This is a genomic window from Photorhabdus bodei (genome assembly GCF_003287735.1).
Taxonomy (GTDB): domain Bacteria; phylum Pseudomonadota; class Gammaproteobacteria; order Enterobacterales; family Enterobacteriaceae; genus Photorhabdus; species Photorhabdus kayaii.
In genome coordinates this window covers 1-23,536 of sequence record NZ_NSCM01000054.1, presented here as the reverse complement: position 1 = coordinate 23,536, position 23,536 = coordinate 1, and the positions used below count along the sequence as shown (strand labels likewise).

Annotated in this window: 22 protein-coding genes, 2 tRNA genes and 4 pseudogenes; 14 read left to right on the top strand and 14 right to left on the bottom strand. The window is 39.1% G+C overall.

The genetic code is table 11. The features are described 5' to 3' along the window. Positions 1-18: 18 nt before the first annotated feature. A complete protein-coding gene (locus CKY02_RS20300; RefSeq protein ID WP_112878046.1) occupies positions 19-1,224 on the bottom strand; it encodes an MFS transporter in 1,206 nt (401 codons plus the stop codon). Positions 1,225-1,643: 419 nt separating this feature from the next. On the opposite strand from CKY02_RS20300, the gene CKY02_RS20295 reads away from it, so the two are divergent. Continuing rightward, on the top strand, positions 1,644-2,582 hold the full coding sequence (locus CKY02_RS20295) for a fucose-binding lectin II (protein ID WP_112896697.1): 939 nt from the start codon (positions 1,644-1,646) through the stop codon (positions 2,580-2,582). Between the two features lie 208 nt (positions 2,583-2,790). On the opposite strand, the gene CKY02_RS26455 is transcribed toward CKY02_RS20295, so the two are convergent. Beyond that, the gene (locus CKY02_RS26455; RefSeq protein WP_274382203.1) at positions 2,791-2,916 is read right to left on the bottom strand and encodes a hypothetical protein; all 126 of its coding nucleotides are present in this window, start codon (positions 2,914-2,916) and stop codon (positions 2,791-2,793) included. Positions 2,917-3,155: 239 nt separating this feature from the next. On the opposite strand from CKY02_RS26455, the gene CKY02_RS20290 reads away from it, so the two are divergent. The 3 genes from CKY02_RS20290 (at position 3,156) to CKY02_RS20280 (ending at position 7,692) form a co-directional block, all read left to right on the top strand. After that, positions 3,156-4,187 (top strand): fucose-binding lectin II, encoded by a 1,032-nt coding sequence (locus CKY02_RS20290; RefSeq protein WP_112896696.1) that lies wholly within the window; start codon positions 3,156-3,158, stop codon positions 4,185-4,187. Between the two features lie 515 nt (positions 4,188-4,702). Next, complete coding sequence (locus CKY02_RS20285) at positions 4,703-5,704, top strand: fucose-binding lectin II (protein ID WP_112896695.1); 1,002 nt, start codon at positions 4,703-4,705, stop codon at positions 5,702-5,704. A 539-nt stretch (positions 5,705-6,243) separates the two neighbouring features. Beyond that, on the top strand, positions 6,244-7,692 hold the full coding sequence (locus CKY02_RS20280; RefSeq protein WP_112896694.1) for a flavin-containing monooxygenase: 1,449 nt from the start codon (positions 6,244-6,246) through the stop codon (positions 7,690-7,692). Positions 7,693-8,093: 401 nt separating this feature from the next. Here the strand turns inward: CKY02_RS20280 and CKY02_RS20275 are convergent, their stop codons facing one another. The 4 genes and pseudogenes from CKY02_RS20275 to CKY02_RS20265 all read right to left on the bottom strand — a co-directional run bounded on the left by CKY02_RS20275 (position 8,094) and on the right by CKY02_RS20265 (position 10,283). Beyond that, on the bottom strand, positions 8,094-8,654 hold the full coding sequence (locus tag CKY02_RS20275; RefSeq protein ID WP_112896693.1) for a rhomboid family intramembrane serine protease: 561 nt from the start codon (positions 8,652-8,654) through the stop codon (positions 8,094-8,096). A gap of 12 nt (positions 8,655-8,666) precedes the next feature. Further along, positions 8,667-8,798, bottom strand: coding sequence for a hypothetical protein (locus tag CKY02_RS26450; RefSeq protein ID WP_274382202.1), 132 nt, complete (start codon positions 8,796-8,798; stop codon positions 8,667-8,669). 197 nt (positions 8,799-8,995) lie between these two features. Further along, positions 8,996-9,169: pseudogene (locus CKY02_RS20270) on the bottom strand (transposase); the annotation flags it as partial. 139 nt (positions 9,170-9,308) lie between these two features. After that, positions 9,309-10,283 carry an Rpn family recombination-promoting nuclease/putative transposase gene (locus tag CKY02_RS20265; RefSeq protein WP_112896692.1) on the bottom strand — a complete coding sequence of 325 codons (975 nt, stop codon included), beginning with the start codon at positions 10,281-10,283 and terminating at the stop codon, positions 9,309-9,311. Between CKY02_RS20265 and CKY02_RS24985 the strand changes: the two genes are divergently transcribed. The 6 genes and pseudogenes from CKY02_RS24985 to CKY02_RS25940 form a co-directional block, all read left to right on the top strand. After that, the gene (locus CKY02_RS24985; protein ID WP_162120777.1) at positions 10,277-10,444 is read left to right on the top strand and encodes a hypothetical protein; all 168 of its coding nucleotides are present in this window, start codon (positions 10,277-10,279) and stop codon (positions 10,442-10,444) included. The genes CKY02_RS20265 and CKY02_RS24985 overlap by 7 nt on opposite strands. 747 nt (positions 10,445-11,191) lie before the next feature. Further along, complete coding sequence (locus CKY02_RS20260; protein WP_112896691.1) at positions 11,192-12,154, top strand: fucose-binding lectin II; 963 nt, start codon at positions 11,192-11,194, stop codon at positions 12,152-12,154. A 429-nt stretch (positions 12,155-12,583) separates the two neighbouring features. Further along, on the top strand, positions 12,584-13,624 hold the full coding sequence (locus CKY02_RS20255) for a fucose-binding lectin II (protein WP_112896690.1): 1,041 nt from the start codon (positions 12,584-12,586) through the stop codon (positions 13,622-13,624). A 527-nt stretch (positions 13,625-14,151) separates the two neighbouring features. Beyond that, positions 14,152-14,847 (top strand): hypothetical protein, encoded by a 696-nt coding sequence (locus tag CKY02_RS20250; RefSeq protein ID WP_240002102.1) that lies wholly within the window; start codon positions 14,152-14,154, stop codon positions 14,845-14,847. Positions 14,848-14,875: 28 nt separating this feature from the next. After that, positions 14,876-15,034 carry a hypothetical protein gene (locus CKY02_RS24980; protein ID WP_162120776.1) on the top strand — a complete coding sequence of 53 codons (159 nt, stop codon included), beginning with the start codon at positions 14,876-14,878 and terminating at the stop codon, positions 15,032-15,034. Between the two features lie 79 nt (positions 15,035-15,113). Further along, positions 15,114-15,248, top strand: a pseudogene (locus tag CKY02_RS25940) (RNA-guided endonuclease TnpB family protein); the annotation flags it as partial. Between the two features lie 86 nt (positions 15,249-15,334). Here CKY02_RS25940 and CKY02_RS20240 read toward each other — a convergent pair. The 5 genes and pseudogenes from CKY02_RS20240 to CKY02_RS20220 form a co-directional block, all read right to left on the bottom strand. Further along, positions 15,335-16,252: pseudogene (locus CKY02_RS20240) on the bottom strand (patatin-like phospholipase family protein); the annotation flags it as partial. A 180-nt stretch (positions 16,253-16,432) separates the two neighbouring features. Further along, positions 16,433-16,810: a BON domain-containing protein gene (locus CKY02_RS20235; protein WP_112896688.1), complete on the bottom strand. Its 378-nt coding sequence runs from the start codon at positions 16,808-16,810 to the stop codon at positions 16,433-16,435. A 391-nt stretch (positions 16,811-17,201) separates the two neighbouring features. Then, a complete protein-coding gene (gene prfC, locus CKY02_RS20230; protein WP_112878843.1) occupies positions 17,202-18,791 on the bottom strand; it encodes a peptide chain release factor 3 in 1,590 nt (529 codons plus the stop codon). Between the two features lie 157 nt (positions 18,792-18,948). Further along, a complete protein-coding gene (gene rimI / locus CKY02_RS20225; protein ID WP_112896687.1) occupies positions 18,949-19,395 on the bottom strand; it encodes a ribosomal protein S18-alanine N-acetyltransferase in 447 nt (148 codons plus the stop codon). Continuing rightward, the gene (locus CKY02_RS20220) at positions 19,364-19,777 is read right to left on the bottom strand and encodes a DNA polymerase III subunit psi (protein WP_112896686.1); all 414 of its coding nucleotides are present in this window, start codon (positions 19,775-19,777) and stop codon (positions 19,364-19,366) included. Before CKY02_RS20220 ends, rimI begins: the two co-directional genes overlap by 32 nt. 129 nt (positions 19,778-19,906) lie before the next feature. Between CKY02_RS20220 and rsmC the strand changes: the two genes are divergently transcribed. From rsmC to CKY02_RS20205, 3 genes are all read left to right on the top strand, one after another. Beyond that, on the top strand, positions 19,907-20,923 hold the full coding sequence (rsmC, locus tag CKY02_RS20215; RefSeq protein ID WP_112896685.1) for a 16S rRNA (guanine(1207)-N(2))-methyltransferase RsmC: 1,017 nt from the start codon (positions 19,907-19,909) through the stop codon (positions 20,921-20,923). 128 nt (positions 20,924-21,051) lie between these two features. Continuing rightward, a tRNA-Leu gene (locus tag CKY02_RS20210) sits at positions 21,052-21,138 on the top strand. Positions 21,139-21,206: 68 nt separating this feature from the next. Then, positions 21,207-21,293, top strand: a tRNA-Leu gene (locus CKY02_RS20205). A 52-nt stretch (positions 21,294-21,345) separates the two neighbouring features. Here the strand turns inward: CKY02_RS20205 and CKY02_RS20200 are convergent. The 3 genes from CKY02_RS20200 to CKY02_RS20190 all read right to left on the bottom strand — a co-directional run bounded on the left by CKY02_RS20200 (position 21,346) and on the right by CKY02_RS20190 (position 23,302). After that, positions 21,346-21,612: a DUF1435 family protein gene (locus CKY02_RS20200; protein WP_041380391.1), complete on the bottom strand. Its 267-nt coding sequence runs from the start codon at positions 21,610-21,612 to the stop codon at positions 21,346-21,348. A gap of 222 nt (positions 21,613-21,834) precedes the next feature. Further along, positions 21,835-22,581: an aspartate/glutamate racemase family protein gene (locus tag CKY02_RS20195; RefSeq protein ID WP_112896684.1), complete on the bottom strand. Its 747-nt coding sequence runs from the start codon at positions 22,579-22,581 to the stop codon at positions 21,835-21,837. Between the two features lie 85 nt (positions 22,582-22,666). Next, on the bottom strand, positions 22,667-23,302 hold the full coding sequence (locus CKY02_RS20190) for an MFS transporter (protein ID WP_112896683.1): 636 nt from the start codon (positions 23,300-23,302) through the stop codon (positions 22,667-22,669). A gap of 116 nt (positions 23,303-23,418) precedes the next feature. Between CKY02_RS20190 and CKY02_RS20185 the strand changes: the two are divergent. Next, positions 23,419-23,536 (top strand): annotated as a pseudogene (locus CKY02_RS20185) (IS630 family transposase); the annotation flags it as partial.

Sequence of the window (23,536 nt, the reverse complement as noted above, 5' to 3'; positions counted from 1 at the left end):
ATCTATCGTTATTTTCCCTTAATTGCTATGGTAAGCATTATCCATTAAATTTTTCGTCCCTCTTTTCATCATCCGGGCTAATTTTATTACGTATATAGGTAATACCAAAGCGCTAACCATAGTCAGTATGAAAATAGGCCGCACGTTCTCAGCAATAATCTCCTTACCATCTAAGAAAATGGAGGAGAAGAAGAACACCACGCCGGCGCCTAAATTGGAAAATGCCATCTGGAGGGCACCAAAACCTGCTCGGTTTTCAGGGGTCGAGGCATAGGAAGCGAGCACATTTGCAGCCATCACCTGTACATAAGTCGCGAACATAAAAAGTGAGAAGAAAACGTATCCATTTATTTTTCCCGTTAATCCCAGAAAAATATTAACAATAAATAACGTCGCCGCGGCAATGGTAATTCTCTGAGGAGGGTATCTATCGCAAAGTTTCCCGGTTAAATAAGTACCCAACCAAGACGCGATACCACCGCAAAAGAATACCAGTGAAACTTGATTTTCCGGGATATAAAATACATTGGTTAATAGCGGAGCAAGTATCGGAATAAGCATGAAGGGACTAAAATTACTGACGCCACTTGCCATTCCAGCTAATGTTATTTTTTTGGTCAGCACAATTTTGTTCTGATTATTTTTTACTTTCTCTGTTCCTGGGATAAAGAAGAGGATCAGAGGCAAACTCACGATACATAAAATAACGATCAGTAAAAAAGAGACTTTCCAATTAAAACTCTCGGCCAAATATAAACACAACGGTATACCTAAAATACTCACAAATGAAAAAGATGAAAACGCAATTCCCAATACCCTTCCCCGCATACTTTCCGGGGAGTTATTCAGTAAGATGCCAATTCCTACTCCCAATGTCACCCCACCAAACAGACCGGCAACGATACGTAGCAGAATAAGTTGGTATGGTTCTGAGGAGAAAATCGTCAGGAACGTAATCAGGCCGAGAAGCAGGGTGTTTAAAATGAGAACCTTTCTTTTATTAAAACGATCAATAAAGAAAAAGGATGTCAGGCCAGAAAATACCGAGGAGAAAACATAAGCACCGGCAATAACCCCCGCCATCGTAACTGGCATGTGAAAATCTTTCGACATATAAACAAAAAGCGGCGTTACCATCATGTACTCTAACGCATTAATAAACTGAACTAATGCGACAACCATTGCAATAATAACTATCTGATTATTTCCAATTAACTTCGACATTATGAGTCCCAATTTCTGTTGGCTTAAATTTCATCGACACAGTAAGCAATTTACATCACACGCAGAACAAAAAAAAGCACTATGTATCATCACAGTAAGTGCCTGACGTAATCAGACTTGGGATAGCTGGTAATGGTAAAGCAGAATAATCAAGCAGCAACAATTTCAACAACCTATTCATTGTCAGAAGTAAGTAACAAAGGCACTGTCTTTACCGAAATAATCATTAGGGTTGATACTCAATCGGCAAGCGTTTATCGCTACTGCTATCCCGACTAAGAATCACAAAAAGTGAAGCCCCCCTATTTATCACAATGGCTCAACTTAAAGAATTATTGGGCGGTAATAAGATGAGCTCAGAATAATTTCAAGGGATATATCAACGATCAGAAACACATAACAAACTTTCTGGAGAAATTATGGCGAATATACTTAAATATGGTGATACCGTAAAAATATTAAATAGTTTCAGAAACTGGGATGGTGGATATCTTAGTGTATATGGAACGATCGGTATTTCAGATGGAAAATATACTGTGATAACCACCACTCAAGCCGGAACATTCTGGCGAATTGAATCAGCAACGGGCAAATCTGTCGGCAGTGAAGTTATTAACAACGATACTATTTTACTCCACAATCTTTATCAATGTGATGGCGGCTACTTAGGCCATTATGCAGCATCAAATCAACAGGTTCCAGAAGGCGAAATATACCCGATACACACATCAGATAAAAATATTCGTCCAGAGACATTAGAGTGGATTATTTATTCTGACATGCCATCTATTGATGGAAAAATCAAAGAAGATGAAAGTATTACGCTATATAACCGTTGGGGAACCAGAGGCTTTCTCGATACTAATGGTTGGGTTGGAGTCCCTGAAACAGTATGTCATGTATATACTTCTGCTAATAACCTCCGCAAACCTTATACCGGCCTGTGGAAAATGACACAAGTTAAAGATCCTTGTCTCCCGGTTACCAAACCTTCCAATTGCGCCGGAGAATGTGGCACTAGTGACGGCGGTAAATATTGCTTCCAGTTACCTCAAAGTATTCGATTTGGCCTGATAGCTTATACTAATACAACCACCCATCAACAAACAGTAAAAGTCTATATTGACGATCTTCTGGTAGATACATTCACCGGAAAAGGAACCGATACCAAAGCTTATACATCAGGTACAGGTAAAATCTGTATCGAGATTATCGGGGATGGCAAACCCTGTAAACTCCGTTACTCCTATAATACCCTTGATGGAAAACCGGGAACAGTAACTATTGGTGCTGAAAATGACGCCAATAATAATTACAATGACAGTGTGGTGGTATTGAATTGGCCACTGGTGAATTAGTTTAAAATACCCAGCTAATTTCACCACAAAAAATCATTAACAAATTAAAGCGGTATTATATGCCGCTTTTTTATGACATAAATATCATTGATAAAATATATTTCTAAGCATTACCACCCCTCATGAAAATGAAAAATACTGAAAAATAAATTAAAAAATACAATATAATACTTTAATTGCCATTTGATTTATATATACCCGTTATCTTTCAAGTTTCCTCTTTGTTGGCTGCACTCACCCCGGTCACATAGTTATCTATGCTCCCGGGGATTCTCTCCCTTGCCGTCGCGATCCATCTTGAAATCCATAGGGTATACACCTTATCTCTTAGCATATATTTTTATTTCTGCAAAGATACAAGCAAATCAAATCGATCAGTAAGTCATTAAGATATAATCTTGATTATAACCCATTATTGACATTAACCTACAACTATACAAATCATTCTGTATCATCAAAGATATAAATAAATTGCATAATTAAATTTTGAGTTTTCAACACTATTTGAAATCTATTTCAACTGAAAATCTAAATAATACGTTAAAATACAATCACCATAAAGGATATATATCAATGAATACATCCAGTTATCTTTTTCTTAACTCGGAAAATATTAAATACAATGAAATTTCTGGCAATAATGGGGTGTACGCAGGTTATCCCCAACCTGTCAGTAAAGATTGGCCTAATCTTCCTGTCGAATTCCAAAGACATATTGACGATGTAATTAATTTAAATGGTTATTTGTATTTCTTTAAAGGATCGCAATACCTTAAATTCGACATCGCAAAAGCTCAGGTGGCTGAGGGACCTAAACCCATTGTGGAAGGATGGCCGGGATTAATAGGAACCGAATTTGAAAATGGGATAGATGCAGCGACGGAATGGATCGATATAAAAAACCCAGATATCACCAATGTCGTTTGTTTCTTTAAAGGTAGCGAGTGTATCGATTATACTGTAAGTTCACATACGATTAATCAGAAAACTATTTCAGAAAAATTGGGAACAACCGGGAAATATTCAGAATTCAGTACAAATCTGGATTCCGCAATTTTATGGAGGACTCGTGGATACCATTATATCTTCATTTTCAAAGGTAACTCTAATATCCGATTTAATCTGAAATTAAATGCTATCGATGGGGGACCAACGACTCCTAATAAAATTAATTGGCTAGGAGTTACCTTCAACAGAATTCAATCTGCAGTATCAGTTGATACAGATTTGTTAGGTAATCAAAACTGTGGCGGAACATGTGGTAATAATGACACCGGTAACTACTGTTTCCAATTACCACAGAGTACCAGATTTAGGCTAACAGCCTACACGAATACTGATGTTCATCAGCAAATGATAAAAATCTATATTGATGATCTTCTGGTAGATACATTAACCGGCAAAGGAATTGATAACTTAACCGCCACAAAATCTTACTCATCAGGTACAGGTAAAATCTGTATTGAGATTACAGGGGACGGAAAACCCTGCAAACTCCATTATGCCTATAATACTCTTGATGGAAAACCCGGTTCAGTCATTATCGGCGCTGAAAATGGGGACGCCAATAAGTACAAGGATAGCATCATCATTCTGAACTGGTGAGTTAAAGATTTTCACTAGTGAAAATCTTTATCCATAATTAAAGCGGCATAATGCCGCTTTTTATAGAAATATTATCAATCTAATATATTTTTAATATGTTATTATTAAAACACAAAATAAAATTAAATAGAAATATAAAATAGTGATTTACACATTAATTGCACAATATAACCCTTATCCCTTAATATATATTTATATTTTTTCAAAAAAACAACATCATTAAATCAATAAATAATTTATTAATAAATAAGATTTCAAAATAGTGCTACATCTTATACCACTCATAATTCTATGTATAACAATGGGTTGAAGAAGGCTATGTGTAGCATAATTACGAAACGTTATTTATATAACATTGCCATAATCTATATTTTATATTAATTTTCACAGCGTAAATTTTTCTGTTTCGCCAAATAGTCTTAATATCATTATTAATATATTTTATCTATGAACAGTAAATTTAACAAATACGCAAAATCAATGACAAATTTAAAAACTATGAAGGATATATATTAATGAACTCAAATGTCTATTTATTCGTTAATGCAGATAACACCAGATATAATGAAACATTACATAAACCAGATACAAACTACCCTCAACCTATCAGTAATGATTGGCCCGATCTTCCTATCGAATTTCAAAGATATATTGATGATGTGATTAATTTAAATGGTTATTTATATTTTTTTAAAGGCTCGCAATATCTTAAATTCGATATCGCAAAAGCTAAGGTGATTGATGGGCCGAAATTTATTGCAGAGGGATGGCCCGGACTAAAAGGAACCGAATTCGAAAATGGGGTAGATGCAGCTACAGAATTTACAACAAATATTGTTTGCTTCTTCAAAGGCAGTGATTGTATCGATTACGCTATGAATTCACATACGATTAAACGGAACTCTATTTCAGTCAGATGGGGCATTACAGAGAAATACACAGAATTCAGCACCAATCTAGATGCGGCTGTACAGAGAATAAATTCTCGTATTGACCTCTTCAAAGGAGGTAATTATATCCGGTTTAATCTGAAATCAAATGCTATTGATTATGGGCCTGCCCCTATTTCTAATTATACCGGAGGTCCCTTCAACAAAATCCAAGCAGCAGTATCCGTTGATATCGATTTATTAGGCAGTGACCGAGGCAATAATGGAAGCTGTAGCGGAACATGTGGCACCAATGACACTGGTAAACACTGTTTCCAATTACCTCAAAGTATTCGATTTGGTCTGATAGCTTATACTAATACAACCACCCATCAACAAACAGTAAAAGTCTATATTGACGATCTTCTGGTAGATACATTCACCGGCAAAGGAACCGATACCAAAGCTTATACATCAGGTACAGGTAAAATCTGTATCGAGATTATCGGGGATGGCAAACCCTGTAAACTCCGTTACTCCTATAATACCCTTGATGGAAAACCGGGAACAGTAACTATTGGTGCTGAAAATGATACCAAGGGAAATTACAATGATAGCGTGGTGGTATTGAATTGGCCACTGACATGAAAATGATTAGGAAGGATCAATCAACAATAAATAAAAATTAAAACCCCTTGAACAACTTCACATTTTTAAAATAATTCAGAGAATATCTTCTTCTCTGGATTATTTTATCGAATTAACCGAAAAATCTTCCCATGAATGGTTAGGATCTAAACTTTGGGAAGATATTCAATCAATAAAATGCATCAGATCTCCCCTCAACTAAGTTCTGTCAGGTTCACTTCGAAATCTTTGTATCATACAATATTGACTTAAGAGCAGACAGAAATAGAAATGCTTGAGCAAATTTTTGGTTCTATTTGTTTCGTCTATAACAACTTAAACACGGTGCCCAATATTCATATTGAAGGGTTGAAAATATTCTCAGGCTAATTATTTAATTGTAGCGGCAGAGAATATTGACACGTTAAACGTTTGTAATGAGCAATGTAAGACTAAAGCAATCTCATATTACTATGCTACTGTCAGTGCCGATAAGAATCACGTTGCTTTAGCTAGGCAAGTTTCAATTGTTTAAAAAATACATTGCAGGAGAAATAACAATGGATAACTATTATGATGTTTTGATTATTGGCGCGGGTGTTGCCGGCATTGGTGTAGCATGTCATTTGACAAAGAAATGTCCTGATCAGAAGTTTATTATCTTAGAACGTCGCCAAAGGATAGGCGGTACTTGGGATTTATTTCGCTATCCCGGCATTCGCTCAGATTCAGATATGATGAGCTATGGCTATGAATTCCGCCCCTGGACAGACACCAGTATTTTTGCCGATGGGCCCTCAATTAGAAGTTATATCAATGCAACGGCAAAAGAGTATGACGTTGATAAGAAAATAGAGTTTGGGCTAAAAATCACTCAGACTGACTGGTCAAATGCGACTCGCCAGTGGACCATTACCGCGATTGACGAAATCAGTGGGGAAACTCGGCAATTTACCTGTCGCTTTCTCATCGCTGCAACAGGTTATTACAACTATGATGAACCTTATTTACCTAAATTCCCCGGCATTGAAGATTTCAAAGGCCCGGTAATTCACCCTCAACTCTGGCCTGAAGAGTTGGATTACAAAGGAAAACGGGTTGTTGTAATTGGTAGTGGTGCAACAGCAGTTACTTTACTGCCTGCAATGGCACATGATACTAAACATATCACGATGCTACAGCGCTCTCCCAGTTATATCTTTTCAATGCCTGGAAGGGATAAGATAGCAGAGCTTTGCAAAGGCATTATTCCACAGCGCTGGATTTACACATTGAGCAGAAAGCGCAATCTTTTTCTATTTCGCTTAATTTATAAAATAAGTCGACATTTACCTACATTATTAAAAGCGTTTTTACTGGCATTGGCTCGCAAGCGTGTCGGCCCAGATTTTGACATGAAGCACTTGACGCCAAAATACATGCCGTGGGATGAACGGCTCTGTCTTATTCCCAGCAATAATCTATTCAAGGTATTAAAAGAAGGTAAAGCCTCTATTGTTACTGACCATATTGTACGTATAACTGAAAACAGTATCTTATTAAAATCGGGCAAGGAATTACCCGCAGATATTATTGTTACAGCAACTGGGCTGAAATTACATTTTCTTGGTGGAATTGAACTCTCTATTGATGGGCAAAAACAACAAAGTCATGATCGCATGCTTTATAAGGGAACGTTGATACAGAATATCCCTAATTGTGCCTGTGTATTTGGTTATATCAATAACGCTTGGACATTGAAAGTTGATCTATCTGCGGATTATATCTGCCGTTTATTGAACGAGATGGAGCGTCGCGATGCTACCGTTGTGACACCACATGCTCAGCCAGGTGAGATGCAGGAGGACGAACATATTTTTGGAGCTTTGAGATCTGGTTACGTAAAACGTGCAAACGACTTGCTTCCTCGTCAGGGATATAGTTCAAACTGGCAGATTCCACATGATTACAAAAAAGATAAACAAGTTTTGGGGCAGCCTATAGATGATGTCGCGTTGCAATGGAAATAACCACACAAAATTAAAAATCAGTGGTTATACCCGTTATCTTTCAAGTTGCCTCTTTGTTGGCTGCACTCACTCACCCCGGTCACATAGTTACCTATGCTCCCGGGGATTCGCTCCCTTGCCGTCGCGATGCATCTTGAAATCCATAGGGTATATATTTCATTATTACCAGCCCGTTATCATAAACGGGCTGTGAGTTGTTATTAATTAGATTTCAGAAATGAGATTAAAGTCAAAATCGCAATACCACATTCCTAAATATCCTAAATATCCTAAATCGCATTCTATTTTAAATGGTAACTTATTTATTCTCGAAATAAAGGTAACCAAGTTTATTTTTTTTGCTGTTGACTATTAGTGAGTATTTGCAATGGGGATAATCTGCTATCCCCAACCTCCTAAAACTAATGGCTCGTTATTATCCATCGCTTCGATAGCCAAGAGAAAACCAGCCCAGATATCACGCCAAAAATATGGCCTTCCGTTGAAATATTCGCTTGCCACGGTAACAAGCCAAACACAATCCCACCGTAATATACAAACACGAGAATCGCAAAGAAGAAATCTTTTACTCTTCTCAGGAAAAAAGCGTTAGCCAGCAGCAATCCCCACAAACCAAAGATCCATCCGCTGGCGCCAATATGAATAGCCGTGCGCCCAAATAACCAAACTAATGCTCCTCCCATAAAGATAATAAACAGGCTGGCTAGCACATAATAACGAATAGAGTGTGCCATAAGTAATGCACTCAAGACTAATAATGCGGGAAGATTGCTGAACAAGTGCCCCCAGTTATCATGCAGGAATGGAGATAATGGAATACCAATTAACCCTTGAGCACATCGGGGAATGATGCCGAAATTACTTAATGCGCCACCGGTTAAAGTATCAAGCAATTGGGTTATGATCAGTATTACTGCTAACCCTATTAGCACATGAAAGCGTTGTTTTAGCCCTGTTTTCACCGTGTTGTTGCCTTATGATTTATGGGAAATCAAAATAAACTTTGTCTCAATAAAGGTATTATAATCAGAGTTGACATTACCACCACTATACCCGTTATCTTTCAAGTTGCCTCTTTGTTGGCTGCACTCACTCACCCCGGTCACATCGTTATCTATGCTCCCGGGGATTCGCTCCCTTGCCGTCGCGATCCATCTTGAAATCCATTGGGTATATATCCCTAAAGTTCGGAATTTAACAGTTTTGATGTAAAAGCTAAATTCTATTTTGACACAATCAATTCAGTTTGGTGATAAAAAACAATCATAAATAACTTTTCACAATTATGATACACCCACTCTTTTTATTCTCTGCTATTCATGTAGGGAGATGAATTTAAAAACGTTTTCACTTTCTCAAGCAACTGCCACATATACTGACAGCCATGATTTCGTGTCACCGTTTCATGCAAGGATTGCCACAGACGCTCAATTTTATTCAGCCGGGGAGAATAAACAGGTAAAAACAATAGGTTAAAGATACCCATTTATGTCAGTAATAATAGAAGGTGCTGATGGATAATTTTATGTTTAATAAGGTGTCATTTCACTCCCATAAATAAGAACAAAAATGCCGATCTTGAATATCGGCATTTTGCTGTAAAAGGGAAGATGAATTTAATGCTTTAACGCTTCAATTTTATCCCGGCTCAGTCCGGTACTGGTGACAATAATGTCCAAACTCACGCCATGCCGTAATAAGGCACGAGCCGTTTCCACTTTACCTTCCTCTCGGCCTTCCTCCCGGCCTAGCTCAATACCTTGCTCGATACCTTGTTCGATACCTTGTTCGATACCTTGTTCGATACCTTGCTTGATACCTTGCTCGAGCCCTTTTTGTTCAAGCTCTTCTGCAATAGTCATCAACATCGTTTCATGCTCCGGAGATTGTTCAATCAGTTGATGGACAAAGTGTGAGAGATCCAGCGTATGTCCATTCAGTAAAATATAGCGTAACACCACATTGCGCTGCTCGGTTGTATTATACCCTGCATTCAAGAGTTCCACCAATTGGAGGAGCCATTCCTGCATATCCCGGCAGCGGATGTGTTTTTGCACTAGCTCCATCAGGGCAACGCCTTTATGTGTCAGGATCTCTTCATCGCTGAGCACACTGACGTCCACCAACGGAAACGCCTGACGGTATAAGCGAGCAGCCTGTTCGGGGAGCGTAAAACAATCCAGCCACCGGTTTGAGTAAGGATACGGCCGAACCTCACCATGATAAAACAGCAGAGGCGCCACCAACGGGAGTTCAGTATGGCCTTTTTTCAGGTGAGCCGCCATGGCTGACATGGCATAATACATCAGCCGCCAGGCCATCAACGGGTCAGGGGTGGATTGATGTTCAATCAGACAGTAGATATAGCCCTGTCCCCGAGCCGTTTTAACCGAGTACAGCACATCACTGTGCAGTTGACGTAAATGCCGATCCACAAAACTGCCGGGCTCCAGTTTCAATGTGGCTAAATCACACAACAACTGGATTTCTTCGGGCAGATAAAGGGATAGAAATTCCCTGGCCGTTTCAGGCTGCGTTAAAAAATGCTTGAATAACGCGTCATGGTGAGGCCGTTTTTCTTTCTTTGCCACAATCTGTTTCTCTGTCTTATCAGTTAGTCATTACCACTCATTGCCAAGGTATACCCGTTATCTTTCAAGTTGCCTCTTTGTTGGCTGCACTCGCTCACCCCGGTCACATAGTTACCTATGCTCCCGGGGATTCACTCCCTTGCCGTCGCGATCCATCTTGAAATCCATAGGGTATATAGTATTTCTACCAAGTTACAAAAAACATTGTCTCAGATTTCCTCAGGCAAATCTTTACCGAATGCATTAATATAATAGCCTAAAGAATCAAATACCAGAAAAGGAAAAACGAGAAAATATTATATTTACAACAACTACTTTATGAAAGCCATTCATTTAAATCAGTTTTTAACTTGCATTCGCATAATAATAATCCCTTTATCAAAATATCGATTATTTATATTTCCGTTAATCTTGGATGTTCAGATCGAAAAAATTGGACTGAGTTCCATCAAGATGATCTATTATTTTAAAATGTTATTTATATCAAAGTATTAATTTATTAGAATTGTATCCTTCGTGTCAATAAAAATTAAGTTTTTATTTCCCTATCACTATTAAACAATTTAACTTAATAAATAATGTAAATAAAGCGGAAAATGCGATTTTTACACAGTTCAAGATAGAAATATCGAAAATCAAGTATAAGTAAAGGAAATTTTAGTGGTATATTCATTGTCAGAGGAAAGAAACAAATTATCGGTATTCCTTCAGAAAACATTAATGATCATAATTAACAAAATCAGGCGTTAATCACTATTTTTAGGATTACAAAAACGTTGAGCATTTTGCTGATTTTAATAATCTATTCTGAGATAACCCAGAAAATTATGAAACAGAATAATTAAGCTAGGGTAATTTCAGTGTCATACTCATTGTTAAAAATAAACCAAAAATATTAAGGATAAATTATGGCGGATATACTTAAATATGGCGATACAGTAAGAATATTAAATGGTTACAATAACTGGCAAGGAGGATATCTCAGTACACATGGAAGTAATGACATCCCGGGCGCAAAACATAACGTATTAACTGTAGCTCCCTCCTTTTCTGATCTAGGGGTAATATGGCGAATACAATCAGGAACGGGAAAAGCTATCGGCAGTGAAATAATTAATGATGATATTATTTTGCTTCATAATCTGGCTTTCTGCGATGGTGGCTATTTGGGGTATTATGATGGCCCAAATCAACCGGTACCAAGTGGAGAAATACATCCGATAGTCACATCTGATATAAATACTTATTCTCCAAAAACATTAGAGTGGATTATTTATTGCGAGACACCTTATTCTACAAAGGGAAATATCATAGAAGGAGCAATTATCAGCCTACATAATCGATGGGGAAATAAAGGTTTCCTTAATAGTTATGGTAATGCCAACAAACCAAACACGTTATATGGTGTATCTCTTTCTGGTAATAGCGCTCGTAAAGTACATAAGGTAGACCAGTGGAAAATGGAAAAAATCAATGACCCTTGTCCGCCTACCAAACCCTCAAATTGTGGTGGAGAATGTGGTACTAGCGACACCGGTAAACACTGTTTCCAATTACCTCAAAGTATTCGATTTGGCCTGACAGCTTACAATAATACGAACATTCAGCAAACGGTAAAAGTGTATATTGACGACCTTCTGGTAGACACATTAACCGGCAAAGGAACAAATAATCCGATGGCGACCAAAACCTACATATCAGGTACAGGAAAAGTTTGTATTGAAATTGAAGGAGATGGCAAACCTAGCAAACTGCGTTATTTTGATAACACCCTTGATGGGAAACCGGGAACAGTAATTATCGGTGCCGAAAATGGTACCAATAATAATTACAATGACTGTGTTGTGGTATTAAATTGGCCTCTGGTGTAAGTTAAAAACACTTTGGTAAACTTCACCACAAGAAAAATAATATTTAGCAATCAATTAAAGCGGTATTATACCGCTTTTTTATTATAACTGGAATATCGTTAATATACTTTTAAATGTCATCACCAACACATAAAATAGCGTTTTAAATTCCATTCAATTTATACACCCATCATCTCTTAGTATGTATTTTTATTTTTTTAATAACAATCGAATTAATTAAATTAATAAATGAACCATTAATATATAACCTTGATTACAACCCACCCATGACATTAACATCCAACAATTAAAATCATCTTTAAATACTGAATACATAATGAAATTGTATAGCTAAAGAAAATTTTCGACGCCACTTTCAATCTGTTTCCAATAAAAATAGAAATGTGAATAATAATGTTATAATACAATTACCATAAAGGAGATGTAATAATGAATACAAATACCTATTTATTTCTTAACTCAGAAAATATTAAATATTATGATGATCCACAAATCAACAAAGGTGCCACTCCCCGGGCTATTAGTAAAGATTGGCCCAATCTTCCTGCCGAGTTTCAACGGCATATTGACGATGTGATTAATTTAAATGGTTATCTATATTTTTTTAAAGGCTCACAATATCTCAAATTTGATATAGAGAAAACACAAGTGAGTGAAGGGCCAAAACCCATTGTAGAGGGATGGCCTGGATTAAAAGGCACTGAATTTGAAAATGGGATAGATGCAGCTACAGAATGGGTCGATACAAAACAAGATATTGTTTGTTTCTTCAAAGGACGCGATTGTATTGATTATACTGTCAGTTCACATAAGATTAGTAAAAAAACTATCTCGGCCAGATGGGGAACTACCGGCAATTACTCTGCATTCAATGCAAATTTGGATGCTATTGTTTTATGGAGGAATATTTCTGGCTCTATTATCTACTTTTTTAAAGACGGTAATTATATTCGATACAATACGAAATCGAATGTTATTGACGGTGGACCTTCATCCACTCAAGCGGGTTGGCCTGGAGTTATTTTTCCAAAAATTCAAGCTGCGGTATCGGTTGATGCAGATTTATTAGGTAGTAAACGTGGTAATAACAATAATAATGGAAGCTGTAGCGGAACATGTGGCACCAATGACACCGGTAAACACTGTTTCCAATTACCTCAAAGTATTCGATTTGGCCTGACAGCTTACAATAATACGAACATTCAGCAAACGGTAAAAGTGTATATTGACAACCTTCTGGTAGACATATTAACCGGCAAAGGAACAAATAATCCGATGGCGACCCAAACCTACACATCAGGTACAGGAAAAGTTTGTATTGAAATTGAAGGAGATGGCAAACCTAGCAAACTGCGTTATTTTGATAATACCCTTGATGGGAAACCGGGAACAGTCATTATCGGTGCCGAAAATGGTACCAATAATAATTACAATGACTGTGTTGTGGTATTAAATTGGCCTCTGGTGTGAATTGAAAATACTTTGGTAAATTTCACCATAAACGAAAATAAAAACCATCAGTAAATTAAAGCGGTATTATGCCGCTTTTTTCTGTATACCACGCAGATATATCCGTAAAATGATACCGTTTTTGCTGATATGAACATGGTTAAAAACAGAAAAAGCATGGTTTACCTCTTCAAGTAACATGATAACAAGCCAAAGTCAGTTATCCGCCAAATAGTCCCCTATCCGATAAAAATTAATTTTTTGATCTTTTCTTTTCCTATCTCCCATTGCTATGAATATTCAACAGTGCAGGAATTCAATCCTATTTTAGGTCCACAAGGGATCAGATAAAAGGCGAGATAACCTGTTCATGACAATAACCTAACCCTGAAATAACGCCAGAAGTTATGCACTAATAGCATATAGCATAATCGGAGGGAAAGTCATTTCAGGGTAAGTATCAGTTGTTTGAAAGGCAATATACCCTATGGATTTCAAGATGCATCGTGACGGCAGGGGAGTGAATCCCCGGGAGCATGGATAACTATGTGACCGGGGTGAGCGAGTGCAGCCAACAAAGAGGCAGCTTGAAAGATGACGGGTATAACATATTTTCCGAGGAAATGATGGATAATGTACTTAAATATGGCGATACCGTGACAATATTAAACAGCTACAAGAACTGGAGCGGTGGGTATCTCAGTGTATTTGGCAACGGTAATAAACCCGGAACAAAATATGGCGTGGTAACTGTAGATGCCTCTTTAGCTATTTATGGCGGCGCCTGGAGAATTGAATCAGCAACAGGAAAATCTGTCGGCAGTGAAATAATCAATAATGATATTATTTTACTTCACAACTTGTATTACTGTGATGGCGGTTATTTACGATATTATGATGTGGTGGATCAAAATGAACAATTAACCGAAATACATCAAGTCTACACCTCAGATATCCGCAAAAGAGCGACATTAGAATGGGCTATTTATTGTGAAACCACACCACCAAATGAAAACATCAGAGAAGGCGATAGTATCTCCCTCTATAATCGATGGGGAAATAAAGGTTTTCTTGATACCCATAATCATGCCGGCGATACAGGCTCGTTATATCAAGTCTTCATGTCCAATAATGCGGCCCGTAAAAGCCATACCGGTTTGTGGAAAATGGCAAAGGTGAATGATCCTTGCCCTCCCCCTGATGTGTTGACTAATATCATGCCATTGTGGCGTAAGATGCGGTAATAACAACTCACTTTATCGCTCAAGACAAATGCTCGCCCAGTGCGGCATAAGTATCTATACCCTATGGATTTCAAGATGCATCGCGGCGGCAAGGGAGCGAATCCCCGGGAGCATAGCAAACTATGTGACCGGGGTGAGTGAGCGCAGCCAACAAAGAGGCAACTTGAAAGATGACGGGTATACATAATTTTCGTCAAAAATGGTATCGATATTCAGTAATGCCTTCAATTTTTCTATCGGCCGGGTTCAATGCCCGGCCAAGGGATGAAGAATACGATTCTATCGCGCTGCAACAGGCGGTTATTAATCTGAATACCGCGTTCGATAACTTCTTTAATCCGAAGCTGCGGGCAAAATGTCCAACGTTGTTACCCCATCGAGGCCAGCGTAAGACTTATCATGCACGAGCTACTGCCTTTGAAGTGGGAAGCCTCTCCCGATAGGATGAGGAGCAGTCACCAAGATTAAACTTATTACCAACAAATAAGTGACCCACTGTCGCCAGGAAATAGCGACCACAACGACGCCCAAGGTGATAATCCCGGCTAAGTGCTGGCAAACGGCTGCCTAACGCACTGGCAGTTAATGGTGCAGGCGGATAAATTTCAAAAATCTGCACATCATCAGGGGGATTTTCAATAAATTTCTGAGTGCGGTGGTAGCTTTTCGCATGTTGTTGTAGCATCCGTACCATCTTTTGCAGACCGCTATCTCCCAACCAACGTTCCATTCGTTGCATCCAATCAGGCGTGTAATAGAGCTGTGAAGGGACCGTACGAATCACCACGATGGTATCCGCACCACGCCGATACGCCTCCTCTACTGGAATAGCATCACTGATACCACCATCATAATAAACAACATCATTGATAGTCACACCATTGCGATAAAATCCAGGAATGGCGCTTGATGCCTTAATCACTTCCAGCCAGTTATTCTCATCAGGCTGGAAATAGGTAGGTTCAAAATTATCTGAACGACATGCGCACATATAAAACTCACATCCAGCCTCAAATTTGCGTAAAGCTGTCGGGATATCCAATGGCAGTTCCTGCGAAGCGGTCTGCACAAACCAATCTAAATCAACTAAATGACCGCCACGTACAAAACGCAAAGGGTTAAAGAAGGCTGGATTAGTTGTATATCGACTGATAGCTCGCCGGGCATATCCACGCTGTCCACAAATATAAGCTGAAAGGTTCTGAGCACCTGCCGAAGTGCCAAGCAGTAGATCAAATGGGTTGAATTCAACACGCATAAATTCATCCAGCACACCCGCAGTAAAAATGCCGCGTTGCCCCCCACCTTCACAAACAAGTGCAACCTTTCCAGATTTAATAGACGACTTATATTTATAGGATAATAGATCAATATTTCCCAACGTTATCGGTATACGTTTCCCCACACAGCCCCCAAGAAAATAAATGACGGATAGAGAGCATAACTTGGAAAGTTATTATCCGTCATTATATTATGGTGCTACGTAGTCAATATTTTGATAAAAGTACCCCTGGTGAGGGCGCATATCCGGTTAGTACAACGTAAAATTATCTGAATGGAAAAAACCCACTCATAACAAAATATATTATTTTTTTATGGTCAGACCGTTTTGGATCGACTTGACCCCTTTCACTTTAGAGATAATCTCTATAATTTCTCTGGATTGTTTCTCGCTTTTCACAAAACCAGAAATATAAACGACTCTCCTCTCTGTTTTTACCGAGATATCACTACTGTTGATCCCTTTTGCTGCCAACAACTCACTTTTAATCTTCGCTGTGGTAGCACTATCACCCATATAACCATCGATGTTTTTCATTGAATCATCGATTTTCTGACCAGCACTGTCGAGTGCTTGTGTCGCTTTATTTTTAAAAGACTCCTCCGCCAGTACACTATTGCTAACTACAGCGGTACCCAAGGCAACAGCCACCAACAAGTGAGCCAATTTAACATTCTTCATCCTATACCTTCCTTAATTGCCGGTTAGATTTCTGAATCTATAAAGCCATTCAAACCGTTTTTACACAATGTGTTTTTACACAATGTGTTTTTACACAAGGCATTTTTACACAAGTGTTTTTACACAATGTACTGTACCTAAGTAGAATCGTAATCTAAGCAGAATCACAATCTACATTAGAATTAAAAACAGGTTATCACTCCCAATAGCTGAGAGGCTAAATCGGGAAATAAGCACATCAATACAGCAAAGACCAAGGAAATAGTAACAGGAAAATAAAGCAAAGCGCTATAAAATAAGATGGATCTTACCCGACTAAATTATAAATTATTCTTGTGTTACATATATTTTTGTAAAGAAAAAGGCTAACTTGTTGTTAGCCTTAAAAATATTAATGTTCCCGTGTTTTACGGAATTTGATGTCAGGATAACGTTCACTGGTCAAATTTAGGTTAACCATCGTTGGGGCAATATAGGTCAGATTATCACCACCATCGAGCGCCAGATTTTGCTCACTCTTACGCTTAAACTCTTCCAGCTTCTTAGCATCATGACACTCAACCCAACGCGCTGTTGAGACGTTCACCGGCTCATATAAAGCTTCAACGTTGTATTCACTTTTTAAACGGGCAACAACCACATCAAACTGGAGAATACCAACGGCCCCCACAATCAAATCGTTATTCGCCAGTGGACGAAATACCTGTACAGCACCTTCCTCAGATAATTGAACCAACCCTTTCAGGAGCTGTTTCTGTTTCAGAGGATCACGCAAGCGAATACGACGGAATAATTCCGGAGCAAAGTTAGGAATACCGGTAAATTTCAGATCTTCCCCCTGAGTAAAGGTATCACCAATCTGAATTGTCCCGTGGTTATGCAAACCGATAATATCTCCCGGATAGGCATGATCCACATGAGAGCGATCACCCGCCATAAATGTCAGCGCATCAGCAATCACCACATCTTTCTTAATTCTTACCTGATGCAGCTTCATGCCTTTTTCATATTTACCTGACACAACACGCAAGAAAGCCACACGGTCACGGTGTTTCGGGTCCATATTGGCCTGAATCTTAAAGATAAACCCGGTAAATTTATCTTCCTGAGCGGAGACTTCGCGAACATCTGTCTGACGCGGCATCGGCGCAGGCGCCCATTTAACCAAACCATCCAACATGTGATTAACGCCGAAGTTACCCAGTGCAGTACCGAAAAATACAGGTGTTAGTTCACCTTGCAAAAATGCCTGATGATCAAACTCATGAGAAGCCCCCTGCACCAGTTCCAGCTCCTGACGCAACTGTTCAACCAGATCTTCACCAATCGCGGCATCCAATTCAGGATTATTCAGCCCCTTAATTGCGCGGACTTCCTGAATAGTGTGCCCCTTTCCAGTCTGATACAGGTAAGTTTCATCAAGATAGAGGTGATAAACCCCTTTAAAAGACTTACCGCACCCAATCGGCCAGGTGATCGGGCAACAAGCGATATTCAACTCATTTTCCACTTCATCCATCAGTTCCATCGGATCACGGATATCGCGGTCAAGCTTGTTCATGAATGTTAGAATCGGGGTATCGCGCAGACGGGTCACTTCCATCAATTTACGTGTCCGCTCCTCAACCCCTTTAGCGGCATCAATGACCATCAAGCAACAGTCAACCGCCGTCAATGTACGATAAGTATCTTCGGAGAAATCTTCATGCCCTGGTGTATCCAACAGATTAACCAGGCAATCTTGATAAGGAAACTGCATCACAGAAGTGGTAATGGAAATACCACGCTGTTTCTCCATTTCCATCCAGTCAGATTTCGCGTGCTGGTTTGAACCACGACCTTTCACCGTACCGGCTTTCTGAATCGCCTGCCCAAACAGCAATACTTTTTCAGTAATCGTCGTTTTCCCTGCATCAGGGTGAGAAATGATAGCAAAAGTTCGCCGTTTAGCGACTTCCTGCTGAAAAGGGGAATTTGACATCAATAACAATCTTCTGCTTTATATACGGGCTTGTACTCAACATCAGACGCGTCCCCGCAAGGAGAACCGTTGCCAAACCCGTGGGTGAATGAAAAATTGGCGCTCATTTTCGCTGAAATTGGTGTTATAAACAATCAATCAATTTTATAGCACTTATTTAGCAAAACAGCGGCAACGCCATGATGATGGCATCTTCTTTACCTGTCGCGGTAGGATAGTAATGCCGACGAACAGAGACTTGGTTAAACCCTGATTGTTCATACAACCTAATAGCAGAATGATTCGATTGTCTGACTTCAAGCCATAAGGTATGCACGCCTTTACCCGGCAAAATTGATATTAAATACGCTAATAATGCCTTACCATAACCTTTACCTTGGTAGTCAGGATGAATAGCAATATTAAATAGGGTTGCTTCATCTAATATCAATTGGGTTATTGCAAAACCAATAAATTGTTCATTAATCGCTATCTTATAATTCAAATACCGCTCCCCCTGATTACCGAAAAATGTTTTTTCACTCCACGGGAACGCATGACTGGCTTTCTCAACCAGAAAAGCGGACGGGAGATCAGCGGGAGTTAATAGAGAAATGTTGTTCATGTTGAAAAATCTGTTGCCAGAGAGCACGTTTTGCCTGTCCATCACAATATAAATCATTTAATGCCGGGCTTCTCAAAGAAATTCCCGGCCATGATAGTGTAATATCCACACCTAACAACCAATATGGGCACTTAACCTGTTCCGGTAACATCGCAACATTATTTGTTGTAATGCAGTAAACAGAGGATTTATCCAACCCCATAGCGGTGAAAATATCCATTAATAATGAATTAGTTAAATCAATGTGGTCATTGGTAATAATCAGCAGACGGGTGGTATCAGGTAAGTGAACAGCTAATTCACCTTGCAAAACCGCTGGGTTACGTAAGGTCCATTGGGTAATCCCCAATTGAGCTAATAACCTGTCGCGCCGGGTTACCATATCTATTTACCTGCTGTAAAAAATAATCGGTAACATGTTATCAGAGGCCACGATCTGCGCCAATATTGGGTTGAGATTTATCACTATCTGATACTTGAGCACAGAACCATTGAAGGAGCTTATAGACAAATGTCTGCGTTAACCCCCGCCAGTGAAGTTATTTTACGTCACCGTGAGCAATTTAGCTCTCATCACCTGCTCTTCGCCGGTGATATTCAGGATACACTGGCAACCCAAATTGATGCGGCCAGTGTGCGAGTGCACACTAACCAATATCATCACTGGCAATCACTGATCCGCACTCTAGGTGATCATGCTTGGTTTAGCCTAGTAGCCGAAAAAGCATTTACTCAGGGCTGTGACACCCTGATCTACTACTGGCCTAAAAGTAAGCAGGAAGCTCGCTTTCAATTACGCAGCCTGTTCTCTGTTTTGCCAAAAGGCATCAATATTTTCATTGTCGGTGAAAACCGTAGCGGAGTACGTAGTGTAGACAAACTGATGGACGGCATGGCAACGTTTCGAAAAATCGATAGCGCCCGTCGTTGCAGCCTGTTCTACGGCCAGTTAGAACATGAAGTGCAGTTCGAACAAGATAACTGGTGGAACAGTTATCAGGTGGAAAACGTCATAGTGAATACGTTACCGGGTGTATTTAGCCAAGATGAACTGGATGTTGGTAGCCGTTTATTGCTTTCTACCTTTGACAAACCTCTCTCCGGCAATTTACTGGATATCGCATGCGGTGCGGGTGTTCTGGCAGCGGTACTGGGTAAGAAAAACCCTGAGTTAGCACTGACTCTCAGTGATGTTAATGCAGCAGCGATTGCCTCCAGTAAAGCAACCCTAAAAGCCAATAAACTGGAAGGTCATGTTGTTGTCAGTAACATTTATTCCAATCTTGAAGATAAATTTGACTGGATTATCTCTAATCCTCCTTTCCATGAAGGATTAAAAACCAGTTTACTGGCAACCGATGATCTGATCCGCCAAGCGCCCAAGTACCTCAAACCTGGCGGAAAATTGCGGATTGTTGCCAATGCATTCCTGCCTTATCCCGATTTACTGGATAAAACTTTTGGTACTCATGAAGTCATTGCTCAGACGGGGAAATTCAAGGTTTATCAGGCAACAAAAAAATTCTAATTGACTCAGCCTGTCCTTGATTCAAGGACAGGCCATCTTTGATAACCAAATAATGATTGACGTCGGCTACAAAACCTCTAAAATGCGCCTCCGTGTTATCAATCAACAGATTGATAGCGTCTGAATTTGCGAGGGTGGCGGAATTGGTAGACGCGCTAGCTTCAGGTGTTAGTGTTCTTACGGACGTGGGGGTTCAAGTCCCCCCCTTCGCACCAAATCAGACAACCGCTGATTGAATTCGGCCAGTTTAGATTAAGCAATAAAAAGTAAAATGACAGTACCTGCGAGGGTGGCGGAATTGGTAGACGCGCTAGCTTCAGGTGTTAGTGTCCTTACGGACGTGAGGGTTCAAGTCCCTCCTTTCGCACCAATCTGTCTGTTTTTCTTATCGAATTTCTCTCCATTTATTCTGCTATAAAACGTCAAAAACAACCCAGTCGATATGCTCCAGCCAATAAAGCACATAACACAGCAAACCCTGATGGTATTAATAGAAAATGGCGTGACTTCTGGTTTAGCAGCATAAATAGCGTCAGCAACATCGCTAATACTACCCCAATTTTAAACTGCTCAATTCCGGGATTGATGATGACGAATAGCATGCCAGCCAAGCTAGATAAACCTATTCCCCACAAGCTGGTGATACCCTGCCAGAAAAGCGATCTCTCTCTGTCTTTAACCCTGATCATAACTTGCACCCAGACAAATGATAATGATTACCAATATCATATACAAAAAAGCGTGAAGTACAAGTCAGTTGAAATAGCTAATCTGGCAGATCAAATCAATATCTTGTGACACCCGTTCAAACTATTCCGATTCAACATACTACAGAGTTGAAAAATCGTGGTTCGAAAATATCACAAAGCACTAACTCAAGCACTCAATATTGGGATGACAATTACACAGAATTAAGAAGAAGGCCGCTTAATGCAACTAATCTCCCTTTCTCTTAAATCCAACTTTGGATATTCCAAACGACTGTGGGTAAGACCAGCTCTTATCATCATCTGTAAATAACCCAATGCAACTGCTGTAGGATCAATTACTTGAATCGGCATTCCTACAGCCTTCATCTCTTTGGATAAGTACTTTGCCATCCCCATCATGCCGGTACAACCTAATACTATGGCTGTTACCTGCTCTTCTTTAATCATCTTTTTAACTTGAGTAAGGAGAACATCTTCTAGCTGTCCCGGTGTTTTATGCAATTCATTAATGGGTTGATCAATGCTGCGAATACAAGCCAATTGCTGATGAATACCCGCTAATGTCGCAAGATCTCTAACCAAACGTGCGCAAGATTGGGAAATTGTAATTATTCCCCAATGCTTCGAGATCATTCCAGCACTGAGAGCGGCAGGCTCAACCCCCCCAACGATAGGAATATCAACCATCTCTCTCGCAACCGAAATAGCGGGATCACTGACACAGCTCACGAAAACCCCATCATATCCTTCCTCTTCGGATTCAACAATCTTGCTAACAATCTCGGGAGTTGAATACATTTCGTCATAACGGGACTCAATCGAAGGCGAGCCAGATTCTAAATTAATAATAGTGATTGATACGTCTGGTGCAATATAGGGATACAGCTCTTCTTGTACCGCAGAATTATATTTTGACGTCAACAGTGGAATGATAACTTTAATTCTCATAAATGACCTCAACAAAATAGATATCAATAAATGGTCAATGTTATTAGTAAGATAATTTCACCACTCAGAATAAGTGCTCATTTAATCAACTAATATGTGATTCATTGTTAATTTTCCTATTAACTACATTATTTCGCAAATCAATTAAGACAAAAAATGAAAATAACAACCCCATAGCAATTATTGATGACACTATAATTGCTGAATTAAATAGTTTTCCAGTAAATGCCCATCCTGAAATAAGGACACTGAAACTGAATAAAATAAGTCGAAAAAAAGTTAATAAGGATGATGCTGAACCAACTAACTCAGGATACAACGCCAAAGAACGAGAAAATACCATACTATATTGAAAAGCAGAACCTATACAGATAACGGCCATCGACAGTGTAAAAAGTATTGCAGATTCGGGATAAATATGACTAAATATCATTAATGAACCACAACCTATCAAACAAATTATAATACTCAAATAGATACAATTAGCTGATCCAATCTTTCTATTCAAAGCACCTGAATAAAATCCAGCCACCGACAAACATATTCCTAATATCGCTTGATGCACTGCAAATATGTAGTAACTCATTCCCATTTTATCTATATATAAAAAGGGCACAACAGATACATATGCAATACATGCAGATACTAATAGCCCAGGTGTAAAAGCATATATTAAGAAACGCGTATTGAATATAAGTTGACAATAACTTTTGGTGACCATCTTTACACTCAACTTTATCGTATTACGATTTGTTTCAGGAATGATAAGCACAGCTATATACCAGTAATCATTGAAGGTGCTTGATTTTTCCCAAAATAAGGATCATGGTACCAGTCATGAAAATATTCATTACCGATGAACAAAAAGCCGAACTCGAACACCTCCATCACACCTGTCGTGATAAGAGGGAGTGTGATCGCATAAAAGCGGTTCTGCTGGCCTCTGAGGGCTGGA

Excerpts from the sequence above, each read along its gene's own strand:
- CKY02_RS20295 (WP_112896697.1), top strand. The coding sequence starts at position 1,644 with ATGGCGAATATACTTAAATATGGTGATACCGTAAAAATATTAAATAGT.
- rsmC (WP_112896685.1), top strand. The coding sequence starts at position 19,907 with ATGTCTGCGTTAACCCCCGCCAGTGAAGTTATTTTACGTCACCGTGAG.
- CKY02_RS20255 (WP_112896690.1), top strand. The coding sequence starts at position 12,584 with ATGAATACAAATACCTATTTATTTCTTAACTCAGAAAATATTAAATAT.
- CKY02_RS20220 (WP_112896686.1), bottom strand. The coding sequence starts at position 19,777 with ATGGTAACCCGGCGCGACAGGTTATTAGCTCAATTGGGGATTACCCAA.
- rimI (WP_112896687.1), bottom strand. The coding sequence starts at position 19,395 with ATGAACAACATTTCTCTATTAACTCCCGCTGATCTCCCGTCCGCTTTT.
- prfC (WP_112878843.1), bottom strand. The coding sequence starts at position 18,791 with ATGTCAAATTCCCCTTTTCAGCAGGAAGTCGCTAAACGGCGAACTTTT.
- CKY02_RS20190 (WP_112896683.1), bottom strand. The coding sequence starts at position 23,302 with ATGGTCACCAAAAGTTATTGTCAACTTATATTCAATACGCGTTTCTTA.
- CKY02_RS20200 (WP_041380391.1), bottom strand. The coding sequence starts at position 21,612 with ATGATCAGGGTTAAAGACAGAGAGAGATCGCTTTTCTGGCAGGGTATC.
- CKY02_RS20235 (WP_112896688.1), bottom strand. The coding sequence starts at position 16,810 with ATGAAGAATGTTAAATTGGCTCACTTGTTGGTGGCTGTTGCCTTGGGT.
- CKY02_RS20290 (WP_112896696.1), top strand. The coding sequence starts at position 3,156 with ATGAATACATCCAGTTATCTTTTTCTTAACTCGGAAAATATTAAATAC.
- CKY02_RS20280 (WP_112896694.1), top strand. The coding sequence starts at position 6,244 with ATGGATAACTATTATGATGTTTTGATTATTGGCGCGGGTGTTGCCGGC.
- CKY02_RS20260 (WP_112896691.1), top strand. The coding sequence starts at position 11,192 with ATGGCGGATATACTTAAATATGGCGATACAGTAAGAATATTAAATGGT.
- CKY02_RS20285 (WP_112896695.1), top strand. The coding sequence starts at position 4,703 with ATGAACTCAAATGTCTATTTATTCGTTAATGCAGATAACACCAGATAT.
- CKY02_RS26455 (WP_274382203.1), bottom strand. The coding sequence starts at position 2,916 with ATGCTAAGAGATAAGGTGTATACCCTATGGATTTCAAGATGGATCGCG.
- CKY02_RS24980 (WP_162120776.1), top strand. The coding sequence starts at position 14,876 with ATGCTCGCCCAGTGCGGCATAAGTATCTATACCCTATGGATTTCAAGA.
- CKY02_RS20300 (WP_112878046.1), bottom strand. The coding sequence starts at position 1,224 with ATGTCGAAGTTAATTGGAAATAATCAGATAGTTATTATTGCAATGGTT.
- CKY02_RS20195 (WP_112896684.1), bottom strand. The coding sequence starts at position 22,581 with ATGAGAATTAAAGTTATCATTCCACTGTTGACGTCAAAATATAATTCT.